Consider the following 23,912-nt stretch of genomic DNA (forward strand, 5'->3'; position numbering starts at 1 on the left):
GAAATCATCAGCCACCCGCGCCCGCCCAAAGGAACCGTCTACATCGGCCTCAACGGCACGGGCAAGCAACCGTCCACGAAGTCCTGAGACATGAACCGTCCACGATCAGTTGAGACATGAAGTGTCAACGATGAGGTGAGACAGCACAAAGCCCGGGAACGGCCATTACTGATAGCGCATCTTTAGGTCAACAAGGGGATCAGCCGTCGAAGCCGTCGTCCCCGGCCGGCTGGGTGCCGTGGCCGTGCTGGTCCGAGGTCACCGGGTGCTGGTCCTCCAGCGGGGATTCGGGTGCCAGCAGGGCGCGGAGGTCGTCCTCGGCCGCGATCGTGGTGACAAAGAACAGCTCGTCGCCGCCGTCGATCACGTCGTCGCGGCTCGGTGTGATGGGCGCCTGGTCCCGCAGGATCGCGACGAGGGTGGCGTCCTCGGGCCACTGGACATCGCCCACGGTCAGCCCGATCACGTGCGAGTCGTGCGGGACCGTGAACTCCACCAGCGAGGACACCCCGGTCTGCAGCGTCAGCAGCCGGACCAGGTCACCGATCTCCACCGCCTCCTCCACCAGGGCGGTCATCAGCTGCGGGGTGTTGACCGCGACGTCGACGCCCCAGGAGTCGTCGAACATCCAGTCGTTCTTGGGGTTGTTGACCCGGCCGACGGTACGCCCGACGCCGAATTCCGTTTTGGCCAGCAGCGAGACCACCAGGTTGACCTTGTCGTCACCGGTGGCGGAGACCACGACGTCGGCGTCCTCGAGTTTGGCGTCCTGCAGAGTGCTCAGCTCGCAGGCATCACCGACCAGCCAGTGGGCGCCGCGCAGCCCGCTCCGGCCGATGACCTCCGGCTTCTCGTCGATCAGCAGGATTTCGTGCTTGTGGGCCAGCAACTCGCGGGCGATCGAGGACCCGACGCTTCCGGCACCGACGATGACGACTTTCACTTAGGACTCCTTGGCGGGGGATTTGGCGAGAATGTGGCCGATCTCGGAGCTCCGCTCCACGTTCAGCATGGCGTGGACAGTGTCGCCGTCCTGATAGGACGTGGCGGCAGCGGGCAGCATGCCTTCGCCGAACCGGGTCAGATATGCGATCCGGATGCCGGCCGCCTTCTCGATCGACGAGATCGGGTGCCCGATCCAGTCGGGGTTGAGGTCAACCTCCGCGAGTACCAGCCGGCCCGAGGGTTCCCGGAAGTCACCGGCAATGTGCTGTTCGGGCAGGATGCGGCGCAGCACCTGGTCGGCGCTCCAGCGGACTGCGGCGACGGTGGGAATGCCGAGGCGCTGGTAGATTTCGGCGCGGCCCGGGTCATAGATCCTGGCCACCACATGAGGAACGTGGAAGGTCTCCCGCGCCACCCGGGTGGCGAGGATGTTGGAGTTGTCGCCGCTGGAAACGGCCGCGAAGGCATAGGCTTCCTCGACGCCGGCGCGCTTCATCGTCTCGCGGTCAAACCCGACCCCCGTGACCTTCCGTCCGGAAAATCCTGTGCGGAGCCGCCGGAAGGCCCGGTCATCCTGGTCGATGATGGCCACCGAATGCCCGGCGTCCTCGAGCGTGTGCGCCAGGGTTGCCCCGACACGGCCACAACCCATGATCACGAAGTGCGCCACATGGGCCTCCTCTTGGTTCTGCGTCTGATACTGCGTAAAACTCTACCGGCCACGCGGTCCCGGAAGGCCACGGCCACGGGGCGCCGGCCGGCGCCCTTGTGTACGCCGGCTTCACCGTCATGACATCGCGTCCGAATCAGACTAGCTTTGTGTGGTGCTGACAATTTTCAATGCCGTGAAGCGGGTGCTGGTAGGCAAGCCCTTCCGGAACGACCGTCTGGCCCACACGCTCTTGCCGAAGCGGATCGCGCTGCCCATTTTCGCCTCGGACGCGCTGTCCTCCGTGGCCTATGCGCCCGACGAAATCCTCCTGACCCTGGCCCTGGCCGGCGTGAGTGCGGTGGCCATCTCGCCGTTGGTGGGCCTCGCCGTCATGGTGGTGCTCCTGACCGTCGTGGCCTCCTACCGCCAGAACGTCCACGCCTACCCCTCCGGCGGCGGCGACTACGAGATCGCCAACGTCAACCTGGGCAAGTTTGCCGGCCTCACCGTGGCCTCGGCGCTGCTGGTTGACTATGTGCTGACTGTGGCCGTGTCCATGTCCTCGGCCGCGACGTACCTGACCACCGCCGTGCCTTCGCTGCACGGACAGCAGGCGGCGATTGCCACGATCGGGGTCATCATCCTGGCCCTCGTGAACCTGCGCGGCATCAAGGAGGCCGGCAGCGTCTTCGCCGTCCCGACCTACATCTTCATGGCCTCCATCCTGGGCATGACCGCCGTCGGGATCTTCCAGGCCGCCACCGGCCAGCTGGGGCAGGCACCCTCGGCGGCGTTCGAAATTGTGCCGGAGCCGGGCTTCGATGAGGGACTTGTCGGTCTGGCCGGCGCGTTCCTGCTGCTGCGTGCGTTCTCCTCGGGCGCGGCTGCCCTGACCGGCGTCGAGGCCATCAGCAACGGTGTGCCCAACTTCCAGAAGCCCAAGAGCAAGAACGCGGCCACCACCCTGCTGCTGCTCGGCGTGATTGCCTCCGCCATGCTCGCGGGCATCATCTATCTGGCCAACGCCACCCAGGTCCACATCGTCTTGGACCCGGCGACCGAATTCCTCCTGGACGGCAAACCGTTGGAGGAGGGCTACATCCAGAATCCGGCCATCAGCCAGATCGCACAGACCGTCTTCGGCGAGGGCTCCATCCCGTTCTATATCGTGGTGGCCGCCACCGGCGTCATCCTCGTGTTCGCCTCCAACACGGCGTTCAACGGCTTCCCGGTCCTCGGTTCGATCCTGGCGCAGGACGGCTACCTGCCGCGCCAGCTGCGCACCCGTGGCGACCGGCTGGCCTTCAGCAACGGCGTCCTGGCCCTGGCGGCCGGCGCCATCGTGCTGATCCTCGCCTTCAACGCCGACGTCACAAAGCTCATCCAGCTCTACATCGTGGGCGTCTTCATCTCCTTCACGATGAGCCAGCTGGGCATGATCCGGCACTGGGGCAGGGAACTGAAACTGTCCAAGGACCCCGCCGTGCGGTTGCGCATCATCAAGTCCCGGACCATCAACACGGTGGGCTTTTGCATGACCGCACTGGTGCTGATCATCGTCCTCATCACCAAGTTCTCCCAGGGGGCCTGGATCGCGCTGCTGGCCATGTTCGTGCTGTTCCTGATCATGTGGAGCATCCGGGCACACTATGACAACGTGGCCAAGGAACTCGCCGTGGACGAGGACTCCTCGCCGCGCGCCCTGCCCACCCGTGTACACGCCGTGCTGCTCGTCTCGCACGTGCGCAAACCGGTCCTGCGCGCCCTCGCCTACGCCCGGGCCTCACGTCCGTCGCGGCTGGACGCCATCACGGTGGACATCAGTGCGGAGGAGACCGAGGCGACTGTTGCGGACTGGGAGAAGCTCGAAATCCCGGTGCCGCTGACCGTCCTGGCCAGCCCGTTCCGTGAAACGGTGACCCCCATCATGGAGTACATCAAGAGCATGCGCCGGGATTCGCCCCGCGACCTGATCGTGGTGTACATCCCGGAGTATGTCGTGGGCAAATGGTGGGAGCAGCTGGTCCACAACCAGACCGCGCTGCGCATCAAGACCCGGCTGCACTTCGAGCCCGGCGTCATGGTGGCCAGTGTGCCGTGGCAGCTGAAATCGTCCGAAGAAGCCAAGAACCTGCAGGATATCCAATGATCCCCGACACCCGGACGCACACCCACACCGATCTCGTCGTCGACGTCGGACCCGTCGCGCACGGCGGGCACTGCGTGGCCCGGCACGAGGGGCGCGTCATCTTCGCCCGGCACGGGATTCCCGGCGAAAAGGTCCGCGTCCGGCTCACCGACGACGGCCCGGCCGCGAAATTCTGGCGCGCCGATGTGGTCGAGGTCCTGGAGCCCTCCCCGGACCGCGTGCCGCACTTCTGGGACCTCGCCGATTCCGCGCGCTCCTGGTCGCACCGGCACCCGCCCGTCGGCGGCGCCGAACTCGGCCACATATCCCTGGCCCGCCAGCGCAGCCTCAAGGCCGACGTCCTGGCCGAACAGCTCAAGCGGCTCGCCGGCGTCGAATTTGCGCCCGCAGGGCAGATCACAGTCGAGGCCGTCGGCACGGCCGCGGGCACGGGCAGTGCGGGGGAGACGGCCGCGTCCGGCCTGGGTTGGCGCACGCGCGCCGGCTTCGCCGTGACGCCCGCCGGCAAGCTCGGCATGCACGCCCACCGCTCCGATGCCATCCTGCCCGTGCGGGACATGCCGCTGGCCGTGGACGGAATCAACGCGCTCCGGCTCTGGGACATCGACCTGCAGGGCATCGACCGGGTCGAGGTCGCCGCCCCGGCGAACGGCTCCCGGCCGCTGGTGCTGCTGGTGCCCGCCCCGGGAACCCGGTCCAAGCGGCTCAGCGGCATCCTGGCGCAGCTGCCCGACGACGTCTCGGTGGCCAGCCTGGACCCGGCCACCGGAGAGGTACTGCAGTTGCGCGGCCGCACCTACGTCCAGGAGTCGGCCGCCGGCCACGACTACCGGGTCACCGGCGACGGCTTCTGGCAAATCCACCGGGATGCCCCGGAGACGCTCGTCGGCGCCGTCACCGGCTTCCTGCACGACGGCGGCTACCTCGCGCCGGGCTCGGTGGTGGCGGACTTGTACGCCGGGGCCGGGCTGTTCACGGCACCGCTGGCCGATGCCGTGGGGGTGACCGGATCCGTGCTGTCGGTCGAGGGAGCGCCCGGAACCAGCCGCGATGCACGCAAGAACCTGCACGACGCCGCCCAGGTGGAGATCGTCCAGGGCCGCGTGGAGCGGGTGCTGCGGCAAAAACCCCGCAACTTCGACGCCCTGATCCTGGACCCGCCGCGTGCGGGTGCCGGCAAGGCGGTAGTCAAGCAGCTGATCGACGCCGGTCCCCGGGCCGTCGCCTACGTCTCCTGCGACCCGGCTTCGTTCGCCCGCGACCTGGGCTATTTCCGGCAGGGCGGCTGGGGCATGGCCGGGCTGCGCGCCTTCGACCTGTACCCGCACACCCACCACATGGAGACTGTGGCGTTACTGACTCCCCAACCGTGATGCCACTAGGATGGGCGTAGTAGTCCGTCGTCGCGCTCCACCAGTGGTTTATTAACCATTGGCGTTAATTAACCACTGGCGTTAAGTTAACGGCCGTTCCCTGTGTTTCTTACCTGCATTGCGTACCTTGATGTACTGATGCCTGTATTAGTTAGGCCGACCTAACTAGCAAGGGTCCAGCGGCGCGACAAAGATGAAACTGTTGCGAGAGGAGTCCTGCGATGAGCATTGTGGACAGCTTCGGTTCAAAAGGCAAACTTAATGTAGCCGGATCCGAATATGAAATTTTCCGGTTGAACTCCGTCGAAGGTGCAGAAAACCTTCCGTTCAGCCTCAAGGTATTGCTTGAAAACCTGTTGAGGACCGAGGACGGTGCCAACATCACGGCCGACCACGTCCGTGCGCTGGCAGGCTGGGATCCCAGCGCCGAGCCCGACACCGAGATCCAGTTCACGCCGGCGCGCGTGATCATGCAGGACTTCACCGGCGTGCCGTGCGTCGTTGACCTCGCCACCATGCGTGAGGCCGTCAAGGAGCTCGGCGGAGACCCGAAGCGGGTCAACCCGCTGGCACCGGCCGAAATGGTGATTGACCACTCGGTCCAGATTGACGCTTTCGGTAACTCCGGCGCACTGGAGCGCAACATGGAGATCGAATACCAGCGCAACGGTGAGCGTTACCAGTTCCTGCGCTGGGGCCAGACTGCATTTGACGACTTCAAGGTCGTCCCGCCGGGCACCGGCATTGTGCACCAGGTCAACATCGAGTACCTGGCCCGCACTGTCATGACCCGTGAAGTCGACGGCGTTGTGCGCGCTTACCCGGACACCTGCGTCGGCACCGACTCGCACACCACCATGGTCAACGGCCTGGGCGTGCTGGGCTGGGGCGTCGGCGGCATCGAGGCCGAGGCTGCCATGCTCGGCCAGCCCGTGTCCATGCTCATCCCGCGCGTCGTGGGCTTCAAGCTCACCGGCTCCATCCCGGCCGGCGCCACCGCCACCGACGTCGTCCTGACCATCACCGAGCAGCTGCGCAAGCACGGTGTGGTCGGCAAGTTCGTCGAGTTCTACGGTGAAGGCGTCGCGGCTGTGCCGCTGGCCAACCGTGCAACGATCGGCAACATGAGCCCGGAGTTCGGCTCCACCGCCGCGATGTTCCCGATCGACGACGTCACCCTCGACTACCTGCGCCTCACCGGCCGGTCCGAGGAGAACGTCGCCCTCGTGGAGTCGTACGCGAAGGAACAGGGCCTCTGGCACGACCCCTCCCGCGAGATCAAGTTCTCCGAGTACCTCGAGCTGGACCTGTCCACGGTTGTTCCGTCGATCTCCGGCCCGAAGCGCCCGCAGGACCGCATCATCCTCACCGAGTCCAAGGCCCAGTTCCGCGAGGACCTGCGCAACTACGTGAAGGAAGACCTGGCCGACGGAAGCCTGGACGAAGCGATCGACGAAAGCTTCCCGGCTTCGGACTCGCCCTCGTTCACCGCCTCGTCGTCGCACCCGAGCGACGTGGCCCCGCACGCGCACGGCCCGAAGTCCAACGGCCGCCCGTCCAACAAGGTCAGCGTCAAGACCGCGGACGGACGCGAGTTCGAGCTCGACCACGGCGCGGTCTCGATCGCCTCGATCACCTCCTGCACCAACACGTCCAACCCGTCCGTGATGCTGGCCGCCGCACTGCTGGCCCGCAACGCCGTCGACAAGGGCCTGACGTCCAAGCCGTGGGTCAAGACCTCCGTGGCTCCCGGTTCCAAGGTGGTCACCGACTACTACAACAAGTCGGGCCTGACCCCGTACCTGGAGAAGCTCGGCTTCTACATCGTGGGCTACGGCTGCGCCACCTGCATCGGCAACTCCGGTCCGCTCGACGCCGAGATCTCCGAGGCCATCCAGGCCAACGACCTCTCCGTCACCGCGGTGCTCTCCGGCAACCGTAACTTCGAAGGCCGGATCAACCCGGACGTGAAGATGAACTACCTGGCCTCCCCGCCGCTGGTCATCGCCTACGCCCTGGCCGGTTCCATGGACTTCGACTTCGACAACGATGCCCTGGGCCAGGACGAGGCCGGCAACGACGTCTTCCTGAAGGACATCTGGCCGAACCCCGTCGAGGTCCAGGAAGTCATCGACTCCTCGATCGACAAGGAAATGTTCGCCCGCGGCTACGAAGGCGTCTTTGAGGGCGACGATCGCTGGAAGGCGCTCGACACCCCCGCCGGCGACACCTTCGCCTGGGACGAGAAGTCCACGTACGTCCGCAAGCCCCCGTACTTCGAGGGCATGAAGGCCCAGCCGGAGCCGGTCCAGGACATCACCGGTGCGCGCGTGCTGCTCAAGCTCGGCGACTCCGTCACCACGGACCACATCTCCCCGGCCGGTTCCTTCAAGTCGGACACCCCGGCCGGGCAGTACCTGCTGGCCAACGGTGTGGAGCGCAAGGACTTCAACTCCTACGGCTCACGCCGTGGCAACCACGAGGTCATGATCCGCGGCACGTTCGCGAACATCCGCATCAAGAACCAGCTCCTGGACGGCGTGGAGGGCGGCTTCACCCGCGACTTCAGCCAGGCTGACGGCCCGCAGGCCTACGTCTACGACGCCGCGCAGAACTACCAGGCCGCCGGCACCCCGCTGGTGGTTCTGGCAGGCAAGGAGTACGGCTCCGGTTCGTCCCGTGACTGGGCCGCCAAGGGCACAGCGCTGCTGGGCGTCAAGGCTGTCGTGGCCGAGAGCTACGAGCGCATCCACCGCTCCAACCTGATCGGCATGGGTGTCCTGCCGCTGCAGTACCCGGCCGGCCAGAACGCCGCCAGCCTGGGCCTGACCGGTACGGAAACCTACGCAGTTGAGGGCGTCACCGCCCTGAACGAAGGCACCACGCCGAAGACCCTCAAGGTCACGGCCACCGCCGAAGACGGTTCCGTCACGTCCTTCGACGCCGTCCTGCGCATCGACACCCCGGGCGAAGCGGACTACTACCGCAACGGCGGGATCCTGCAGTACGTCCTGCGCCAGATCTCCGCGCACTAGCGGAGCTGCCGGGCAGGCTCCGGTAACGCATGCAACGGCCCCGGCCGGTCACTGACCGGCCGCCCGGAGGCGTTAGAGTTAAAAGGCATGTCTACCACCCGAAGGAGGGGCCGTTGGGAATCTTGGACACCATCCGGAATCCGCAGGACCTGAGTAAGTTGTCCGGGGCGCAGCTGGATCAGCTGGCAGCCGAGGTCAGGGATTTCCTGATCGGCAACGTCTCCCGGACGGGAGGGCACCTGGGCCCGAACCTCGGCGTCGTCGAGCTCACCATCGCGGTACACCGGATCTTCGATTCCCCCCGCGACAGCATTGTCTTTGACACAGGGCACCAGTCCTACGTGCACAAGCTCCTCACCGGACGGCAGGATTTCAGCACGCTTCGCCAGCAGGGCGGCATGTCCGGCTACCCGGACCGCGGCGAATCCGAGCACGACATCGTCGAAAGCTCGCACGCTTCCTCCTCGCTGTCCTGGGCCGACGGCATCTCGCGCGCCCGCCAGCTGACCGGCGACGGCGACCGTTTCGTCGTCGCGGTGGTGGGCGACGGCGCCCTGACCGGCGGCATGGCCTGGGAGGCCATCAACAACATCGCGGCGGACAAGAAGCGCCGTGTCGTAATTGTGGTCAACGACAACGGCCGCTCCTACGCCCCGACGGTTGGCGGGTTCGCCGACTACCTCGCGTCCCTGCGCCCCACGATCGATTCCCTCCGGGCCGCCCCCTCCTATGAAGGCACGCTCGAGTGGTGGAAGCGCAAACTGCAGAAGGGCGGCCCCGCGGGGCAGTTCACCTACAAGAGCCTGCACGCCATGAAGAAGGGCATCAAGGACTGGTGGGCCCCGCAGGGCATGTTCGAGGACCTCGGCATGAAGTACATCGGTCCCGTCGACGGCCACGACCTCCAGGCCATGGAAAACGCCCTGTCCACCGCCAAGAACTATGCCGGCCCAGTGATCGTGCACGCCATGACGGAAAAGGGCCACGGCTACGCCCCGGCCCGTGCCCATGAAGCGGACCAGTTCCATGCCGTGGGGATCATCGATCCGGAGACCGGCGCACCCACCGAGGCCGGTGGCGCGAAGTCCTGGACCGCGGTGTTCGCCGACGAGATCGCCGACATCGCCGACGAGCGCCAAGACATCGTCGGGATTACCGGTGCCATGCTGATTCCGGTCGGGCTGCACAAGTTCGCTGCCCGGCACCCGGAGCGCGTGTTCGACGTCGGCATTGCCGAGCAGCACGCCCTCACCTCCGCTGCCGGCATGGCGTTCGGGGGACTGCACCCGGTGGTCGCGGTCTACGCGACGTTCCTGAACCGTGCCTTCGACCAGTTGCTGATGGATGTGGCTTTGCACAAAGCCGGCGTCACGATCGTGCTGGACCGGGCCGGCGTCACCGGACCCGACGGCGCAAGCCATCACGGCATGTGGGACATGGCCATGGTCCAGATCGTCCCCGGGCTGCACCTCGCGGCGCCGCGCGACGCCACCCGGCTGCGGGAGGAACTGCGTGAGGCTGTGGCCATTGAAGACGCCCCGAGCGTGCTCCGCTACTCCAAGGGCAACGTCGGCCCCGAAGTCGATGCGGTCGAACGTTTGGAGGACGGCGTGGACGTGCTGGCCCGCCGGCCCGCGGGCTCAAGCGAGAACGACGTCCTGATCGTCAGCGTGGGCGCCATGTCAGAACTCGCACTGGACGTCTCCAGCCGGCTCGGTGCCCAGGGCATCAGCTCCACGGTGGTGGATCCCCGCTGGGTCCTCCCGGTACGGCAGTCCATCATCGGTCTCGCCGCGCGCCACCGCCTGGTCATTTGTATCGAGGACGGAGTGCGGGCCGGCGGCGTCGGCTCCCGGATCCGCCAGGAGATGCGTGCCGCGGGCGTGGACACCGCCCTCAACGAGGTCGGCCTGCCGGTCGAGTTCCTCGATCACGGCACGCGATGCCAGGTGCTCGAACGGGTCGGCCTGACCGCCCAGCAGATCACGCACGACGTCGTCGCCCAGGTCCTGGGCACCAAGGTGCCGTTTGCGCGCCCCTTGCCCGGCCAGGAACACCCCAGCACCGGCAGCATCCCGCTGCTGTAGCCAGCACATCCGTTGAGCACTACCCGTGGGGCGCCACTGAATCCGGCGCCGGACGGCCCAGGAAGGAACTGGCATATGAGTGGAATTATCCGAGTTTACAAGCGTGACGAAGAGGGCACCCTGCACTTTAGGGAGGCCTGGTTTGATGAGGACTACAGCCAGTTCGTGATGAACCACGGCGTCGTCGGACACCAGAGCAAGACGGACGAGACCGACGTCGCGGACGCCGAGGCCGCGGAGCGCCTCATTGACGCTTTCGCGGTCCAGTGCGCCGAGGACGGATACGCCGAAATTCCGGCGGAGGAGCAGTCCTGGGTGGTCGCCCAGTACGCGCTGAAGACCAAAGAGGGGACCAGCCGCGACCGGTACCTCGAGGAAAAAGCCAAAGACGCCCTGATCAGCCATCTGGCCTGGCGGGGCCTGGGGATCGTGGACCGCAGCGAATTTTCCGACGCGCGGCTCAACATCTTCTGCCTCACCCCGGACGTGAATAAGACGGTCAACGCCATCAAGGTCTGCATCCGTGGCGAAGACCTCGACTTCACCAAACTGAGCATTGGCGCCGCGCCGTTTGGCGAGGATACTTTCAAGCTCAAGCACTCGCCGAAGCCGGCAAACAGCTTCACGCTTTAAGCAGCACGGGCAAGGAGCCGGGCACGGCTCACACCAGTTTGGGGGCACGGACTGAAAGGCAACGCAATGACGCGCAAACCCTCGAAACCAGGCTGCACCCCGCTGCCCGCGGGACTCGCGGCGCCGGCGCGGAAGTCGCTCGCGCACGCGGGGGTCGAATCCCTTGAACACCTGGTGCAGCTTGGCCGGCGCCGGCTTGCCGGGATGCCGGGCGTCTGCCCGCGCACCCTCGCGCAGCTCCAGGACGCCATGGACGAGCACGGACTGAAGCTGCCGGCAGGGTAGCGGCGGTCCGGCTCCGCCGCCCGCGGCGGCCTGGCCGGGACACCCGCCGGGGCAATATAGGCTAAAACCATGACTGAATACCGCCGCGTTGGAAATTCCGGACTGTCCGTCTCTGTCGTGGGACTTGGCTGCAACAACCTGGGCCGGTCCGGGACCGCGACTGAATCGCAGGAAGGCACCGACGCCGTCGTGCATGCGGCGCTCGACGCCGGGATCACCTTCTTTGACGTCGCGGACGCCTACGGCCGCGAGCCCGGCCTCAGCGAGTCAATGCTCGGCAAGGCCCTTGGTGCCCGACGCGACGACGCGGTCATCGGCACGAAGTTCGGCATGGACATGCGCGGCGCCAACGGCGAGGACTTCGGTGCGCGCGGATCCCGCCGCTACATCGTCAAGGCGGCGGAGGCCTCGCTGCGCCGGCTCGGGACGGACTGGATCGACCTCTACCAGTTCCATACCCCGGACCCGCTCACGCCCATCGACGAGACCCTCTCGGCCCTCGACGACCTCGTCACCAGCGGCAAGGTCCGCTACATCGGCCACTCCAACCGGGCCGGCTGGCAGATCGCCGAGGCCGAGTACGTGGCGCGCGCCCGCGGGGGAGCCCGCTTCATCTCCAGCCAGAACCACTACAACCTGCTGGACCGGCGCGCCGAACTCGAGGTGACCCCGGCGGCCGAGGCCTACGGCCTGGGCGTCCTGCCGTACTTCCCGCTCGCCAACGGCCTGCTCACCGGCAAGTACTCCGCCGGCCAGGCACCCGAGGGAAGCCGGCTCAGCCACACCCGCACCAACCTGGTCCACGACGCCGACTGGGAACAGCTGGGTGCCTTCGGCAAGTTCGCCGCCGACCGCGGGCTCACCGAAGTCCAGGTGGCGTTCTCCTGGCTTGCCGCCCAGCCGTCCGTCAGCAGCGTCATCGCCGGCGCCACCACGCCGGATCAGGTGCGCCAGAATGCCGCCGCCGTGGCCTGGAAACCCAGCCATGCCGACCTCGCCGAGCTGGACGACCTCTTCCCGCGCACGCCCAAGGTGGCGCTGTTCTGAACGGTCCGGGCCTGAAGGATGCGGATCTGAACGGCGCTGGGGGCGACCCCGCGGCCGGCCCTGCCGTCACGCACTCGATCCTCATGGATGTCGACACCGGGATCGACGACGCCCTGGCCCTGGTCTACCTGCTGTCCCGGCCCGAGGTCCACGTCCAGGCGATCACGTGCACCGCCGGGAACGTGGGCGCCCGGCAGGTGGCGTTGAACAACCTGGCCCTGCTGGAGCTGTGCGGCCGCGAGGGCATCGAGGTGGCCATCGGCGCCGAGGTCCCGCTGGAGATCCCGCTGGTCACCACCGAGGAGACCCACGGGCCGCAGGGCATCGGCTACGCCGAACTTCCGCCGCCGCACCAGCAGATCTCGGCGCGGCACGCCGTCGACGTCTGGGTGGAGGAGGTGCGGGCGCACCCGGGGGAGCTCACCGGCCTGATCACCGGACCGCTGACCAACTTCGCCCTCGCCCTGCGCCGGGAACCGGAACTTCCCCGGCTGCTCAAGGGACTCGTGATCATGGGCGGCAGCTTCTACTACCAGGGCAACACCACCCCGACGGCCGAATGGAATACTTCGGTGGACCCGCATGCCGCCAAGGAAGTGTTTGCCGCCTACCGGGGCCTGCCCGAGGACAAGCTGCCGATCCTGTGTGCCCTGGAAGTTACCGAGCGGATCGAGATGCACCCGGAGCACCTGCGCCTCCTCGGCGAGGCCGCCGGCGCGCCGGAGCCCGAACTCGTCCTCCCGGAGCAGCCCGAAGGCCAGCGCAGCCAGTCCGGGAACCCCCTCGTCGCCTGCCTGTCCAACGCCCTGCGCTTCTACATGGAATTTCACCGGCTCTATGACCAGGGCTATGTGGCGCACGTGCACGACGCCTTCGCGGCCTGCGCCGCCGCGGGGCGCACACCGTTCGCCACCCGGCTGGCCACGGTCGACGTCGAAACGGATTCGCCCCTGCTGATGGGCACCACGGTGGCCGACTTCCGCGGGCTGTGGGGGCTGGCGCCGAACGCCAGGATCGTCTTCGACAACAACCCCGGGCACTGTTTCGACGAATTGATTTCCTCGGTTGGCGCCCTCGCGCACGCGGTGAGACCCCGGGCGCCGACGGGCTGAAACCGGACATCCTCGCCGAGTCAAGGCGGGGAGTGCCCGGGCGGGCCTGCAGATCGCTAGAATGACCGCCGCTCGCTAGGATGGTAGCTGCGCCGAGGTGACATGAGGCGGAACTTGTTGCACCCAGCCAAAGGAACACCCCCCATGTCACAGCCAGCCCTGACCATCACTGCCCCCGGACAGGCGGCCGGCCGCAGGCGCCGCCTGCTCGAAATCGCCGGCGCCGCCGCGATCGCCGCCACGTACGTCTTCCTGGTGCTGACCCAGCCCGCGGACATTGCCAACGGCCCGGCAAGCTTCTCGGCCCTCGTCGCCCTCGGCGGCTTCCTGCTCGGTGCTGTGCTGCTGATTGTGGCCGTCCTGCCGGCGCTGCCCACCTCCACCGTGGTCCTGATCCCGGTGGCCCTGGTCCTGAACGTCGTCCTCGGCCAGCTGATGGGCAGCACGGGCCTGCCGTTCTACATCGACGCGATCGGCACCGTCCTGATCGCCGTCCTCGCCGGGCCGGCCGCCGGTGCCGCCACGGGCGCGCTGAGCAGCATCGTCTGGTCCTTGTTCAACCCCACCGTCCTGCCGTTCGCCGCCGGTGCCGCCCTCATCGGCTTCCTGGCCGGCATGGCCGCCCGCGGCGGCCTGTTCCGCCGCTTCTACCTCGCCCCCGTCGCCGGCTTCGTCACCGGCATCCTGGCCGGCGTCGTCTCCGCCCCGATCGCCGCGTTCGTCTTTGGCGGCACGTCAGGGCTGGGTACCGGGGCGATCGTCAGCGCCTTCCGCGCCATGGGGGACACCCTCCTGGCCGCCATCACCAAGCAGGCGCTGATTTCCGACCCCATGGACAAGGCGATCGTCTTCACCCTCGCGGCGCTGCTCGCCTACGCCCTGCCCCGCCGCACCACCTTCCAGTTCCCCTTCGTGCGGCGCTACCGGGTGCTCGCCGGCAAGGCCCCGGCAGCGGACGCCTGAGCCCCGCGGCGGCTGCGACACTCTGGCACTGCGACTCTGACACTGCGACACTGACACAGCGACTCTGACACAGCAACCATGACACCGCGTCTGCACCCCTTCACCACGCTGACCCTCGCCGCGTGCGCCGCCGTCGTCACGACGGCGGCCGCGTACTGGCCGCTGTCTGTCGCCGTGGCCCTCGCTGCGGTGATCCTTGCCGCGCGCCGTGGAGTCGCGGGGCGCGTCCTGACCGCCGGAGCGGTGATCCTGACGCCCCTGTGCCTGTCCCTGCTGGTGCTGCACGGCCTCTTCTTCCCAGAGGGCCAGACCGTGCTGGCCCAGTGGGGCCCGGCCAGGGTCACGACCGAGGGCCTGGGCTTCGCGCTGGAGCTCGGAACGCGGACCACGGCCTGCGTGCTGGTGTTCCTGCTCTTTTCCTTCACCGTGAGCGTCCCCGACCTCGTCTCCGCCCTCGCCGGGCGCAGGATCCCACCGCAGTTCGGCTTCGTCCTGGCCTCCACGCTCACCCTCCTGCCCGCCGTCGCGGGCCGCCTGGACCGGATCCGGCAGGCCCAGGAAACCCGCGGGATGGTGGTCGGACGCGGCCTGCTGTCCCGCCTCGGCGCCCTCCGCCTGCAGATGGTGCCGCTGGTCCTCGCCCTGATCGACGACGCCGGCAGCCGCGCCCAGGCGCTCGACGCCCGCGGCTTCGGCAGCCCGGGACCCCGCACCAGCTACCGCGAAGTCGCCGACCCGCCCGCGCAGCGGCTCTTCCGGGCTGCTGCGCTCGTGCTCGCGGCGGCCGCTGTCGCCGGACGGATTGTGGCCTCCTGGCCTGCCGGGGTGCCGTCATGACGGCCACCACCCGAACCGCGCTGCAGATCCGGATCGAGGCGTTCACATTCCACGGCGAGGACACCCCGGCGCTAAGGGACACCGCGCTCTCGGTCACGCCGGGTTCGCTGACGGCCGTCCTGGGCGGCTCCGGGAGCGGAAAATCCACGCTGGGCAAACTATTGTCCGGCTGGCTCCGGGCCGGTCACGCCGGACAATTCCGCGGCAGCCTGGAGCTCGGCGGCACCGTGCTGGAATTCCGCGGCGTGCCCGACGACCCCCGGATCAACCCCGCCGAGTGGTCCCGCCGCGTCGCCTTCGTTCCGCAGGACGCCGCGGCGATGCTCTCCTCGGTGCGCGCCACAGTCGCGGAGGAGCTGGCCTTCGGCCTGGAAAACCGCGCGACGGCCCGGGAGGACATGCTCCGCGCGGTGGAGCGCACCGCCGCCCGCACGGGACTCTCACGCCTGCTGGACCGGGACCCGGCCACGCTCTCGGGCGGCGAGCTGCGCCGGCTCGCCGTGGGCTGCGCCGTCATCACGGAACCGGACGTGCTCATCCTGGACGAGCCGCTGGCATCGCTGGACGCGGCCGGAGCCGCGCAAGTCGAGGATCTGGTCCGCAGCCTCCGCGGCACCGGGACCGGCGTCGTCCTGCTGAGCCAGGCGGCGGACCGGCTCGCCGGGGAAGCCACGCACTGGACGATTCTTGACGCCCAGACCGGGCCCGACGGCGGGAGGGTCACCCCTGCCGGGAGGGTCACCGCGGCCGGGACGCCCGCGCAGCTGGCCGGCTCGGCCGAACTCGAGCGCGCTGGAGTGATTGGCGTACACGGGCCGCGCGGTGTCGAGTCCAGCGTTGTGGAGCCCGGCGGCATTGGGTCGGGCGCCGTACGGTCCGCTGGGTCCGGCGTTGCCGGCGTTGCCGCCGGAGGCCGCCGGCCCGGGCCGGTGCCTGCGGCGGCGCCCGGTCCTGGGCCGGCATCGCTGGAACTGCGCGGGGTTGGGTTCGGCTACGCCCGGGACCCGCGGCTGCCCGGGACCGGTGCGCAGGACCGGGTCCTCCGGGACGTGGACTTCGCCGTGCGGCCGGGCGAGATCATCGCCGTGACCGGGCCCAACGGCGCCGGCAAATCGACACTGCTGCGCCATTTCAACGGACTGCTCCGGCCCACGGAGGGGGACGTGCTGGTCTGCGGCCGCAGCATTGCCGGCGTGCCGGTGGGAAAAGTCGCGGCCTCCATGGGCCTGTTGTTCCAGCACCCCCGGGACCAGCTCTTCGAACTGACCGTTCTGCGGGAAGCGGCATTCGGACTCCGGCAGCTGTTCGGGAAAGCCGGCGCCGAGGCCAGGGCCCGGGCGGCGCTGGCCGAGGTAGGCCTGTCCGGTTCCGAGGCGGCACACCCCGCCGAACTGTCCGCCTCTCAGCAGCGGCTGCTCGCCCTGGCCACGGTCCTGGCCCGCGAACCGGCAGTGTTGGCCCTGGACGAGCCAACCGTCGGGCTGGACCGGCACGGGCTCGAGGCGCTGCAGGGCGGCGTCGGCCGCGCCGCCGCGCGGGGCGCCGCCGTCGTCATGGTCACCCATGACCTGGACTACGCACGGAGGAACGCGCACCGCGTCCTGGAACTCAGCGGCGGGAGCCTGCGGGAAATCTGACTAGGGCAGCGGGGTGGGCGCGAGGCTGCGCACGTCCACCTGCAGGCCATGGGCTCGGAGGTCACGGAGATCCGGGACAGCCGGTGGTTTAACTTCAAGGACCCCGACGGCAACGTGCTGATGATCTGCGAGTGCTAGCAGCAGCGTGGCGCCGCCGGGATGCCCGGCCACTCCCACGAAAGCAGCGCCGCCGCCCKGACCAAAGTCCGGGCKACGGCGCCAACAAAGGCGGGAGCGGGCGGAGTCCGGCTCTAGGCCGGTTCGGAGGCCACGCCCGGGGCCAGGAATTTCTTCCCGTTGACCCGCTCCGAGGCGCCTACCCGATCCAGATACGGGGTGATGCCGCCCAGGAACATCGGCCAGCCCGCGCCGAGGATCATGCAGAGGTCAATGTCCTCGGGGCCGGCCACGACGCCCTCCTCGAGCATGAGTCCGATTTCCTCCGCCAGTGCGTCCTGCGTCCTGCGCAGCACCTCCTCGCCGGTGGACGGGCTGCTGCCGAAGGTCATCAGCGCCAGCGTTTCGGCCGGGATGAACGGCTTGCCGTCCGGACCAGGCACGGGTGCCCCATTTTGAACGGCCCAAATGGACTTCACACCGTTGTCGATCAGCGCCTGCAGGTTCTCCGAGACCCTGAAGCGGTTCCCGAACGCCGCGTGCAGCGATTCCTGGACGTGCTGCGCCACGGGAAGGCCCACCATGGCGCCAAGCACAAACGGCGTCATGGGCAGCCCCATCGGCCGCAGCGCGTTGTCTGCCACGTCCGCGGGTGTGCCCTCGTCGAAAGCCGCGGTGACTTCACCCATGAGGCGCAGCAGGACGCGGTTGACCACAAACGCCCTGGCGTCCTTGACCAGCACGGCGGACTTCTTGAGGCCCTTGGCGAGCTCGAACGCGGTGGCCAGCACGGCGTCGTCGGTCTTCGGTGCCCGCACGATCTCCAGCAGCGGCATCACGGCCACCGGGTTGAAGAAGTGGAAGCCGACCAGGCGCTCCGGGTGCTCGAGGTCCGCCGCCATCGCCGTGACGGACAGCGAGGACGTGTTGGTCGCGAGGATGCACTCTTCCGAGACGATCGCCTCGACTTCCTTGAAGACCTGCTTCTTGACGTTGAGTTCCTCAAAGACGGCCTCAATGACGAAGTCGGCGTCGGCGAAGGCCTCCTTGGAAACGGATCCCGTGACCAGCGCGCGGGTGCGGTTGGCGGCGTCGGGGCTGATCCGGCCCTTCGCTAGCAGTTTGTCCACCTCGGCGTGGACGTAGCTCACTCCCTTGTCCACGCGGGCCTGGTCAATGTCCGTGAGCACCACCGGAACCTTGAGCTGGCGGGCGAAGAGCAGGGCCAGCTGGCTCGCCATCAGCCCGGCGCCCACGACGCCGATCTTCGTCACCGGTCGGGCGAGCTTGCGGTCCGGGGCGCCGGCGGGGCGCTTGGAGCGCCGCTGTACGAGGTCCAGGAAGGCGTAGACGGTGGAGCGGAACTCGTCGGTCTGCATGAGGTCCGCCAGCGTCTCGCATTCGAGCTCAGCGGACTGCGCCTGGGTCAGGGTGCGGTTGGCCTCCATGACGTCCAGGACCTTGGCGGGCGCCGGGGAAGCGTTGGAGGTCTTGGCCTCCACGAAGGCCCGGCCCTTGGCGACGGCGGCCGCCCAGCGGGCGACGACCTCCGGAGCGGACGGGTCCACGGCGTTCGCCCGCTCCGGCGCCACGGCACCGGCAATGACTTTCGCGGCCCAGGCCAGGGACTGTTCCACAAAGTCGGCCGGCTCGAACATCGCGTCCGCCATGCCCAGCTGGTAGGCCTGCGGCCCGGTCAGCGTGCGGTTGTTGCTCAGCGGGTTTTCGATCATGACTTTGAGGGCGTTCTCCGGCCCGATCAGCCGCGGCAGGATGTAGACCCCGCCCCAGCCCGGGATGAGTCCGATAAACGCCTCGGGAAGGGCCAGTGCGCCGGCGCCGGTGGAGACCGTGCGGTAGGTGGACTGCAGCGCGATCTCCAGGCCGCCGCCCAGGGCCAGGCCGTTGATGAACGCGAAGCTCGGCACGCCCAGGCCGGCCAGGGTGGAGTAGACCTCGTGGCCCAGCTGGGCCATCCACAGGCCCTGTTCACGTCCGCTGACGGACTTGACCGTGGACAGGTCGGCGCCGGCCACGAGGAAGTACGGCTTGCCGGTGACGCCGACGCCGACAATCTCGCCGCGGGCGGCGCGCTCCTTCAGCCCTTCCAGGACCGTGCCGAGTTCGATCAGCGTGTTGGGCCCGAGCGTGGTGGGCTTGGAGTGGTCCAGACCGTTGTCGAGGGTGACCAGCGCGAAGGTGCCGGGGCTTTTGCCGTCAGTCGTCTTCCCACCTCCGGGCGGCAGTTCGATGTCCTGGACATAGGAGTGGGTGACCGTCTCGTTCGGGAAGAGGTCGGCAAGCTTGCGGAAATCAGCGGCGCTCATGCTGTGGCTCCAGTCTCGGTGGTCGTGGTCTCTGCCTGCTGTGCTTCGGTGGGAGCTTCGGTGCCGTAATCCTCGTGATGCGGGTTCTCCCAGATTACGGTGGCGCCCATGCCCAGGCCGATGCACATGGTGGTCATGCCAAAGCGGACCGAGGGGTCCTCCTCGAACTGCCGGGCCAGCTGGTTCATCAGCCTGACCCCCGAGGACGCCAGCGGGTGCCCGACGGCGATCGCGCCGCCATAGCGGTTGACCCGGGGGTCGTCGTCGGCGATCCCGAAGTGGTCCAGGAAGCTCAGGACCTGGACGGCGAAGGCCTCATTGATTTCGAAGAGGCCAATGTCTCCGATGCCGAGCCCGGCGTTCTTGAGCGCCTTCTCGGTCGCCGGGACCGGGCCGATGCCCATGACCTCGGGTTCCACGCCCGCGAAGGCATAGCTCACCAGGCGCATCCTGACCGGCAGCCCGAGTTCCTCGGCGGCATCGGAGGAGGCCAGCAGGGCTGCGGTTGCGCCGTCGTTCAGGCCGGCGGCGTTGCCCGCCGTGACCCGGCCGTGGGCGCGGAACGGCGTCTTGAGTGTGGCCAGGTCACCGAGCGAGGTTCCGGGGCGCGGGGGTTCGTCCACGGTGTTGACCGTCCAGCCCCGGCCCGGCTTCATCGTGGCGACGGGAACGAGGTCGGGCTGGATCTGGCCGTTGGCGTAGGCTGCGGCGAGTTTGTCCTGCGAGGCGACGGCGTAGGCGTCGGTGCGGTCCTTGGTGATGGCCGGGAAGCGGTCGTGCAGGTTCTCGGCCGTGTTGCCCATGTTCAGCGCGGCGGGGTCCACGATCCGTTCGGACATGAAGCGCGGGTTGGGGTCCGCGCCGGCGCCCATCGGGTGGTTGCCCATGTGTTCCACGCCGCCGGCGATCACGACGTCGTACGCGCCGAAGCCGATGCCGCTCGCCGTCGTGGTGACGGCGGTCATGGCGCCGGCGCACATGCGGTCGATCGCGAAGCCGGGCACGGTGCGGGGGAGTCCGGCCAGCAGGCCGGCGGTGCGGCCGATGGTCAGGCCCTGGTCGCCCGTCTGGGTGGTGGCGGCGATCGCGACCTCGTCGATCCGGTCCGCCGGAAGCGAGGGGTTGCGGCGCATCAGTTCGCGGATGCACTTGACCACGAGGTCGTCGGCGCGGGTGCCGGCGTAGATGCCCTTTTCGCCAGCGCGGCCGAACGGGGTGCGGACGCCGTCGACAAAGACGACGTCGCGCACGGTCCTGTTTCTTCCGATGCTCGGGTTTGCGCTGCTGGGTTTTCCGCTGGTGCGGGCTTGGCTCACGGCGTACTCCTCATTGAGACATGGTGCCGGAACCGCGCTAGCGGCAAAAAGCCCTGGGCAGGGGTTGCCACAGGCGGGAGGGTTCCGAACGACATCATGCATTATGTTACTCGCCAGTAACATGGCTGGCAAGGAGAAATTGAGCAGCCCCGAAAAGACCTGCTAGGCCGTGGACCCCGACGGCGCCTCCGCGGCGGCCTTGGGCTCCTTTGCGGGCAGCGGCTCGGGGTGCAGGAAGGCCTCGGCAATGAGCGGGGCCGTGATTTCGATCTGCCACTGGCGCGCTCCGAGGTTCGCGAGTTCCTCGGCCACGCCTTCCTCGCTGCACTCTGCCGGTGGACGCCAGGCGACCCGCCGGAGATAATCCGGGGTCAGCAGGTTTTCCACCGGCAGGTTCAGCTCCTCGGCTCTGGCCTGGAGCTTCGGACGGGCCGTGGCCAGCCTGGCGGCCGCCTCCGGGTCCCGGTCCGCCCAGACGCGCGGGGGCGGGGGAGCGTTGGTGGGCAAGTGCAGCGGCGGCAGGTCCTCCAGGGCCCGGGCCACACCGATGCAGCGCAGCCAGCGGGGGGCTTCCCGCTGCGCGGCGCGGCCGTGGAAGCCTTTGGTGCCCAGGAGTTGGGGAACCGTGGAGGGCATCGCCTTGGCGGCGGCGACGAGCGCGGAGTCGGGGATCAGCCGGCCGGGGGCGACGTCACGCTTCTGGGCCAGGGAATCGCGTTCCAGCCACAGCTCCCGGACTGCGGCCAGTTGGCGGCGGTCCMGGATCTGGTGCAGTCCGGACGTCTTGCGCCACGGATCAACGCGCGGCGGGGCCTGTCCGGCCTCGAGGATGGCGGCGAATTCCTGCTCGGCGTATTCCAGCTTTTCGTCCGCCACGAGGAGCTCAATCAGTTCCTCGCGCAGCTCGGTCAGGACTTCGACGTCGAGCGCGGCATAGCGCAGCCACGGTTCCGGCAGGGGGCGGGTGGACCAGTCGGCGGCGGAGTGTTCCTTCGCCAGGCCGAAGCCCAGGAGCTGTTCGATGACGGCGGCCAGGCCCACCCGGGGCAGCCCGGCCAGGCGGGCGGCGAGCTCGGTGTCGAAGAGTTTGTCCGGCCACATGCCGAGTTCGGACAGGCAGGGCAGGTCCTGGCTCGCGGCGTGCAGGATCCATTCGACGCCGCGCAAAGCGTCATTGATGATGCTGAGGTCCCCGAAAGGTTCGGGATCGATCAGCCAGGTCCCTGAGCCTTCGCGCCGGATCTGGACCAGGAAGGCGCGCTGGCCGTAGCGGAAGCCCGAGGCCCGCTCCGCATCCACGCCCGCAGGGCCGTGGCCGGCCGCGAGAGCCGCGGCGCAACGTTCGAGTCCGGACTGGGTTTCAATGACCAGCGGCACGCCGTCGCGGGGAATGTCGAGGTCGATCACTTCAGGGACCAGGCTGTCGAAGCCTTCCACGGTGATGTGGGCTGTGGTGTCAGCAGCCTCGGCCGTAGTGCGATTGGCGCCGGCCGTGCTGGTTTCCGGATTCTGAGGGGTCATGGTCTCTACAGTTTACCGACAACATGGCGTATAAGACCGTGACCGCGGCCGAACAGGCGCCTCATGCGTGTCCGCGGGGGCGGCGGGGAAGGGCCGTCACGCCCTCGGGCAGGGGCGGCAGTCCGGCGAAGGTGCAGACCATGTCCGACCACGCCTCCAGGTGCGAGGTGATGTCCGGGGTGGCCGGGGTCCAGGAGGCCCGGAGCTCAATGTCGATTGAATTCGGCCGGTCCGACAACGTTCCAAAGCTCTCCGAGAGGACCCGGGTGGCGGTGCCGCCGGCGGAGCGGTACGGAGCCTGATGGTTCTCCAGCGCTTCGACCAGCCAGGTCCACGCCACGGACCCGAGGAGTTCGTCGTTGCCCATCTCGGGTTCCAGCTGGGCGCGGATGTAGGTGACGATCCGGAATTCCCCGTCCCACACGGCAGAGCCGTCGGGATCGTGGAGCAGAATGAAGCGGCCGGTGGCCAGCTCGACGTCGTCGCTGCCGGACGCCCGTGCCAGGGCCGCGGCGGCCGGGCCGTGGACCGGTCCGCCGGCGGGGGAGTCGCCCGGGCCGATCACTTCCGCGCCCAGGGCCACCGCGAACGGTGCCAGCCGGGACGGGGCCGGAATTTCGTCCAGGTGCAGCTCGCTGCGGCACCGTGCCTGCCGAAGGGTCCCCAGGGCGAAGAGGAAATCTGCCGGAACCTGATCGAGGGAGCTCACCTTGGAAGGTTATGCAACGGCCGGAGCCCTGCCCGGCAGGCTCGCCGCCGGGCAGGGGAAGCCGTGCACAGCTCAGGCAGCGGCGAGCTCGCGCTTGATGGCCGCAATGAAGGAATCAACGTCATCCTCGGTGGTGTCGAAGGAGCACATCCAGCGGACCTCGCGGGCCGCCTCGTTCCAGTCGTAGAAGCGGAAGGACTTGCGCAGCCGGTCCGCAACACCGGCCGGCAGGACGGCGAAGACGCCGTTGGACTCGGTCTTCTGGGTCAGTTCGACGCCGGGGATCGCCTCGACGCCGGCGCGCAGCCGGGCCGCCATGGCATTGGCGTGCGAGGCGGAGCGCAACCACAGGTCACCCTCGAGGAGGGCAATGAACTGGGCGGACATGAACCGCATCTTGGAGGCCAGCTGCATGTTCATCTTGCGCAGGTAGACCAGGCCGTGTGCGGCCTCCGGGTTCAGGGCGACCACAACCTCGCCGAACAGCAGGCCGTTCTTCGTGCCGCCGAAGGAGAGGATGTCCACGCCGGCGTCGCGGGTAAAGGCCCGCAGCGGGACGCCCAGGTGGGCGGCGGCGTTGGCCAGCCGGGCGCCGTCCATGTGCAGCTTCATGCCCTTTGCGTGGACATGCTCAGCGATGGCCCGGACCTCCTCCGGGGTGTAGCAGGTGCCAAGCTCGGTGGTCTGGGTGATGGACACGGCCAGCGGCTGGGCGCGGTGCTCATCGCCCCAGCCCCAGGCTTCCTGGTCGATCAGTGCGGGGGTGAGCTTGCCGTCGGTGGTGGGGACCTGCAGCAGCTTGATGCCGCCGATCCGCTCCGGCGCACCGTTTTCGTCCATGTTGATGTGGGCGGTGGAGGCGCAAATGACTGCGCCCCAGCGCGGGAGCAGCGACTGCAGGGACAGAACGTTGGCTCCCGTGCCGTTGAACACCGGGAAGCACTCGATGCCTTCACCGAAGTGCTCTTCCATCAGCTGCTGCAGGCGCGTGGTGTAGTCGTCTTCGCCGTAGGAAACCTGGTGGCCTTCGTTGGCGGCGGCCAGGGCAGCGAGAACCTCCGGGTGCACACCGGAATAGTTGTCCGAGGCGAAGCCGCGGACGGAGGGATCGTGGAGCCGCACCGCAGTGCCGGCAGGGACAGTTTCAACTGTGCTGGTCATCGTTTT

18 protein-coding genes are annotated in these 23,912 nt (G+C 68.4%); 11 read left to right on the top strand and 7 right to left on the bottom strand.

Going from position 1 to position 23,912, the window contains the following annotated elements; all coding sequences use genetic code 11:
* Positions 1-199: 199 nt before the first annotated feature.
* The gene (locus AC1DXI_RS14590) at positions 200-943 is read right to left on the bottom strand and encodes a potassium channel family protein (RefSeq protein ID WP_018772421.1); all 744 of its coding nucleotides are present in this window, start codon (positions 941-943) and stop codon (positions 200-202) included.
* Positions 944-1,615 carry a potassium channel family protein gene (locus AC1DXI_RS14595; RefSeq protein WP_018772422.1) on the bottom strand — a complete coding sequence of 224 codons (672 nt, stop codon included), beginning with the start codon at positions 1,613-1,615 and terminating at the stop codon, positions 944-946.
* A 154-nt stretch (positions 1,616-1,769) separates the two neighbouring features.
* Between AC1DXI_RS14595 and AC1DXI_RS14600 the strand changes: the two genes are divergently transcribed.
* The 11 genes from AC1DXI_RS14600 (at position 1,770) to AC1DXI_RS14650 (ending at position 16,755) form a co-directional block, all read left to right on the top strand.
* A complete protein-coding gene (locus AC1DXI_RS14600) occupies positions 1,770-3,746 on the top strand; it encodes an APC family permease (protein WP_370120143.1) in 1,977 nt (658 codons plus the stop codon).
* Positions 3,743-5,119 carry a class I SAM-dependent RNA methyltransferase gene (locus AC1DXI_RS14605; RefSeq protein WP_476939242.1) on the top strand — a complete coding sequence of 459 codons (1,377 nt, stop codon included), beginning with the start codon at positions 3,743-3,745 and terminating at the stop codon, positions 5,117-5,119. Before AC1DXI_RS14600 ends, AC1DXI_RS14605 begins: the two co-directional genes overlap by 4 nt.
* Positions 5,120-5,340: 221 nt before the next feature.
* The gene (locus AC1DXI_RS14610; RefSeq protein WP_476939243.1) at positions 5,341-8,154 is read left to right on the top strand and encodes an aconitate hydratase; all 2,814 of its coding nucleotides are present in this window, start codon (positions 5,341-5,343) and stop codon (positions 8,152-8,154) included.
* Positions 8,155-8,267: 113 nt separating this feature from the next.
* Complete coding sequence (gene dxs / locus AC1DXI_RS14615; protein WP_476939244.1) at positions 8,268-10,241, top strand: 1-deoxy-D-xylulose-5-phosphate synthase; 1,974 nt, start codon at positions 8,268-8,270, stop codon at positions 10,239-10,241.
* 75 nt (positions 10,242-10,316) lie between these two features.
* Positions 10,317-10,874 (top strand): hypothetical protein, encoded by a 558-nt coding sequence (locus AC1DXI_RS14620; protein WP_476939245.1) that lies wholly within the window; start codon positions 10,317-10,319, stop codon positions 10,872-10,874.
* Between the two features lie 66 nt (positions 10,875-10,940).
* The gene (locus AC1DXI_RS14625; RefSeq protein WP_370120154.1) at positions 10,941-11,159 is read left to right on the top strand and encodes a helix-hairpin-helix domain-containing protein; all 219 of its coding nucleotides are present in this window, start codon (positions 10,941-10,943) and stop codon (positions 11,157-11,159) included.
* A 69-nt stretch (positions 11,160-11,228) separates the two neighbouring features.
* Positions 11,229-12,206, top strand: a complete 978-nt coding sequence (locus AC1DXI_RS14630) for an aldo/keto reductase (RefSeq protein WP_476939246.1) — start codon at positions 11,229-11,231, stop codon at positions 12,204-12,206.
* 83 nt (positions 12,207-12,289) lie between these two features.
* Positions 12,290-13,318: a nucleoside hydrolase gene (locus tag AC1DXI_RS14635; RefSeq protein WP_476939247.1), complete on the top strand. Its 1,029-nt coding sequence runs from the start codon at positions 12,290-12,292 to the stop codon at positions 13,316-13,318.
* 144 nt (positions 13,319-13,462) lie between these two features.
* Positions 13,463-14,281, top strand: a complete 819-nt coding sequence (locus AC1DXI_RS14640) for an ECF transporter S component (protein WP_476939248.1) — start codon at positions 13,463-13,465, stop codon at positions 14,279-14,281.
* A gap of 78 nt (positions 14,282-14,359) precedes the next feature.
* Positions 14,360-15,118: an energy-coupling factor transporter transmembrane component T gene (locus AC1DXI_RS14645; RefSeq protein WP_476939249.1), complete on the top strand. Its 759-nt coding sequence runs from the start codon at positions 14,360-14,362 to the stop codon at positions 15,116-15,118.
* Positions 15,115-16,755, top strand: a complete 1,641-nt coding sequence (locus AC1DXI_RS14650; protein WP_476939250.1) for an ABC transporter ATP-binding protein — start codon at positions 15,115-15,117, stop codon at positions 16,753-16,755. The genes AC1DXI_RS14645 and AC1DXI_RS14650 overlap by 4 nt, the downstream gene beginning before the upstream one ends.
* A gap of 251 nt (positions 16,756-17,006) precedes the next feature.
* On the opposite strand, the gene AC1DXI_RS14655 is transcribed toward AC1DXI_RS14650, so the two are convergent.
* The 5 genes from AC1DXI_RS14655 to AC1DXI_RS14675 all read right to left on the bottom strand — a co-directional run bounded on the left by AC1DXI_RS14655 (position 17,007) and on the right by AC1DXI_RS14675 (position 23,906).
* A complete protein-coding gene (locus tag AC1DXI_RS14655; protein ID WP_476939251.1) occupies positions 17,007-19,199 on the bottom strand; it encodes a 3-hydroxyacyl-CoA dehydrogenase NAD-binding domain-containing protein in 2,193 nt (730 codons plus the stop codon).
* A complete protein-coding gene (locus AC1DXI_RS14660; RefSeq protein WP_476939252.1) occupies positions 19,196-20,515 on the bottom strand; it encodes a thiolase family protein in 1,320 nt (439 codons plus the stop codon). Before AC1DXI_RS14660 ends, AC1DXI_RS14655 begins: the two co-directional genes overlap by 4 nt.
* A gap of 162 nt (positions 20,516-20,677) precedes the next feature.
* The gene (locus AC1DXI_RS14665) at positions 20,678-22,036 is read right to left on the bottom strand and encodes an HRDC domain-containing protein (protein WP_476939253.1); all 1,359 of its coding nucleotides are present in this window, start codon (positions 22,034-22,036) and stop codon (positions 20,678-20,680) included.
* Positions 22,037-22,097: 61 nt separating this feature from the next.
* A complete protein-coding gene (locus AC1DXI_RS14670) occupies positions 22,098-22,745 on the bottom strand; it encodes a DUF3000 domain-containing protein (protein ID WP_018772438.1) in 648 nt (215 codons plus the stop codon).
* 72 nt (positions 22,746-22,817) lie between these two features.
* On the bottom strand, positions 22,818-23,906 hold the full coding sequence (locus AC1DXI_RS14675) for a threonine aldolase family protein (RefSeq protein WP_026536992.1): 1,089 nt from the start codon (positions 23,904-23,906) through the stop codon (positions 22,818-22,820).
* Between the last annotated feature and the right edge of the window lie 6 nt (positions 23,907-23,912).

This window comes from Arthrobacter sp. P1_H7 (genome assembly GCF_056405215.1).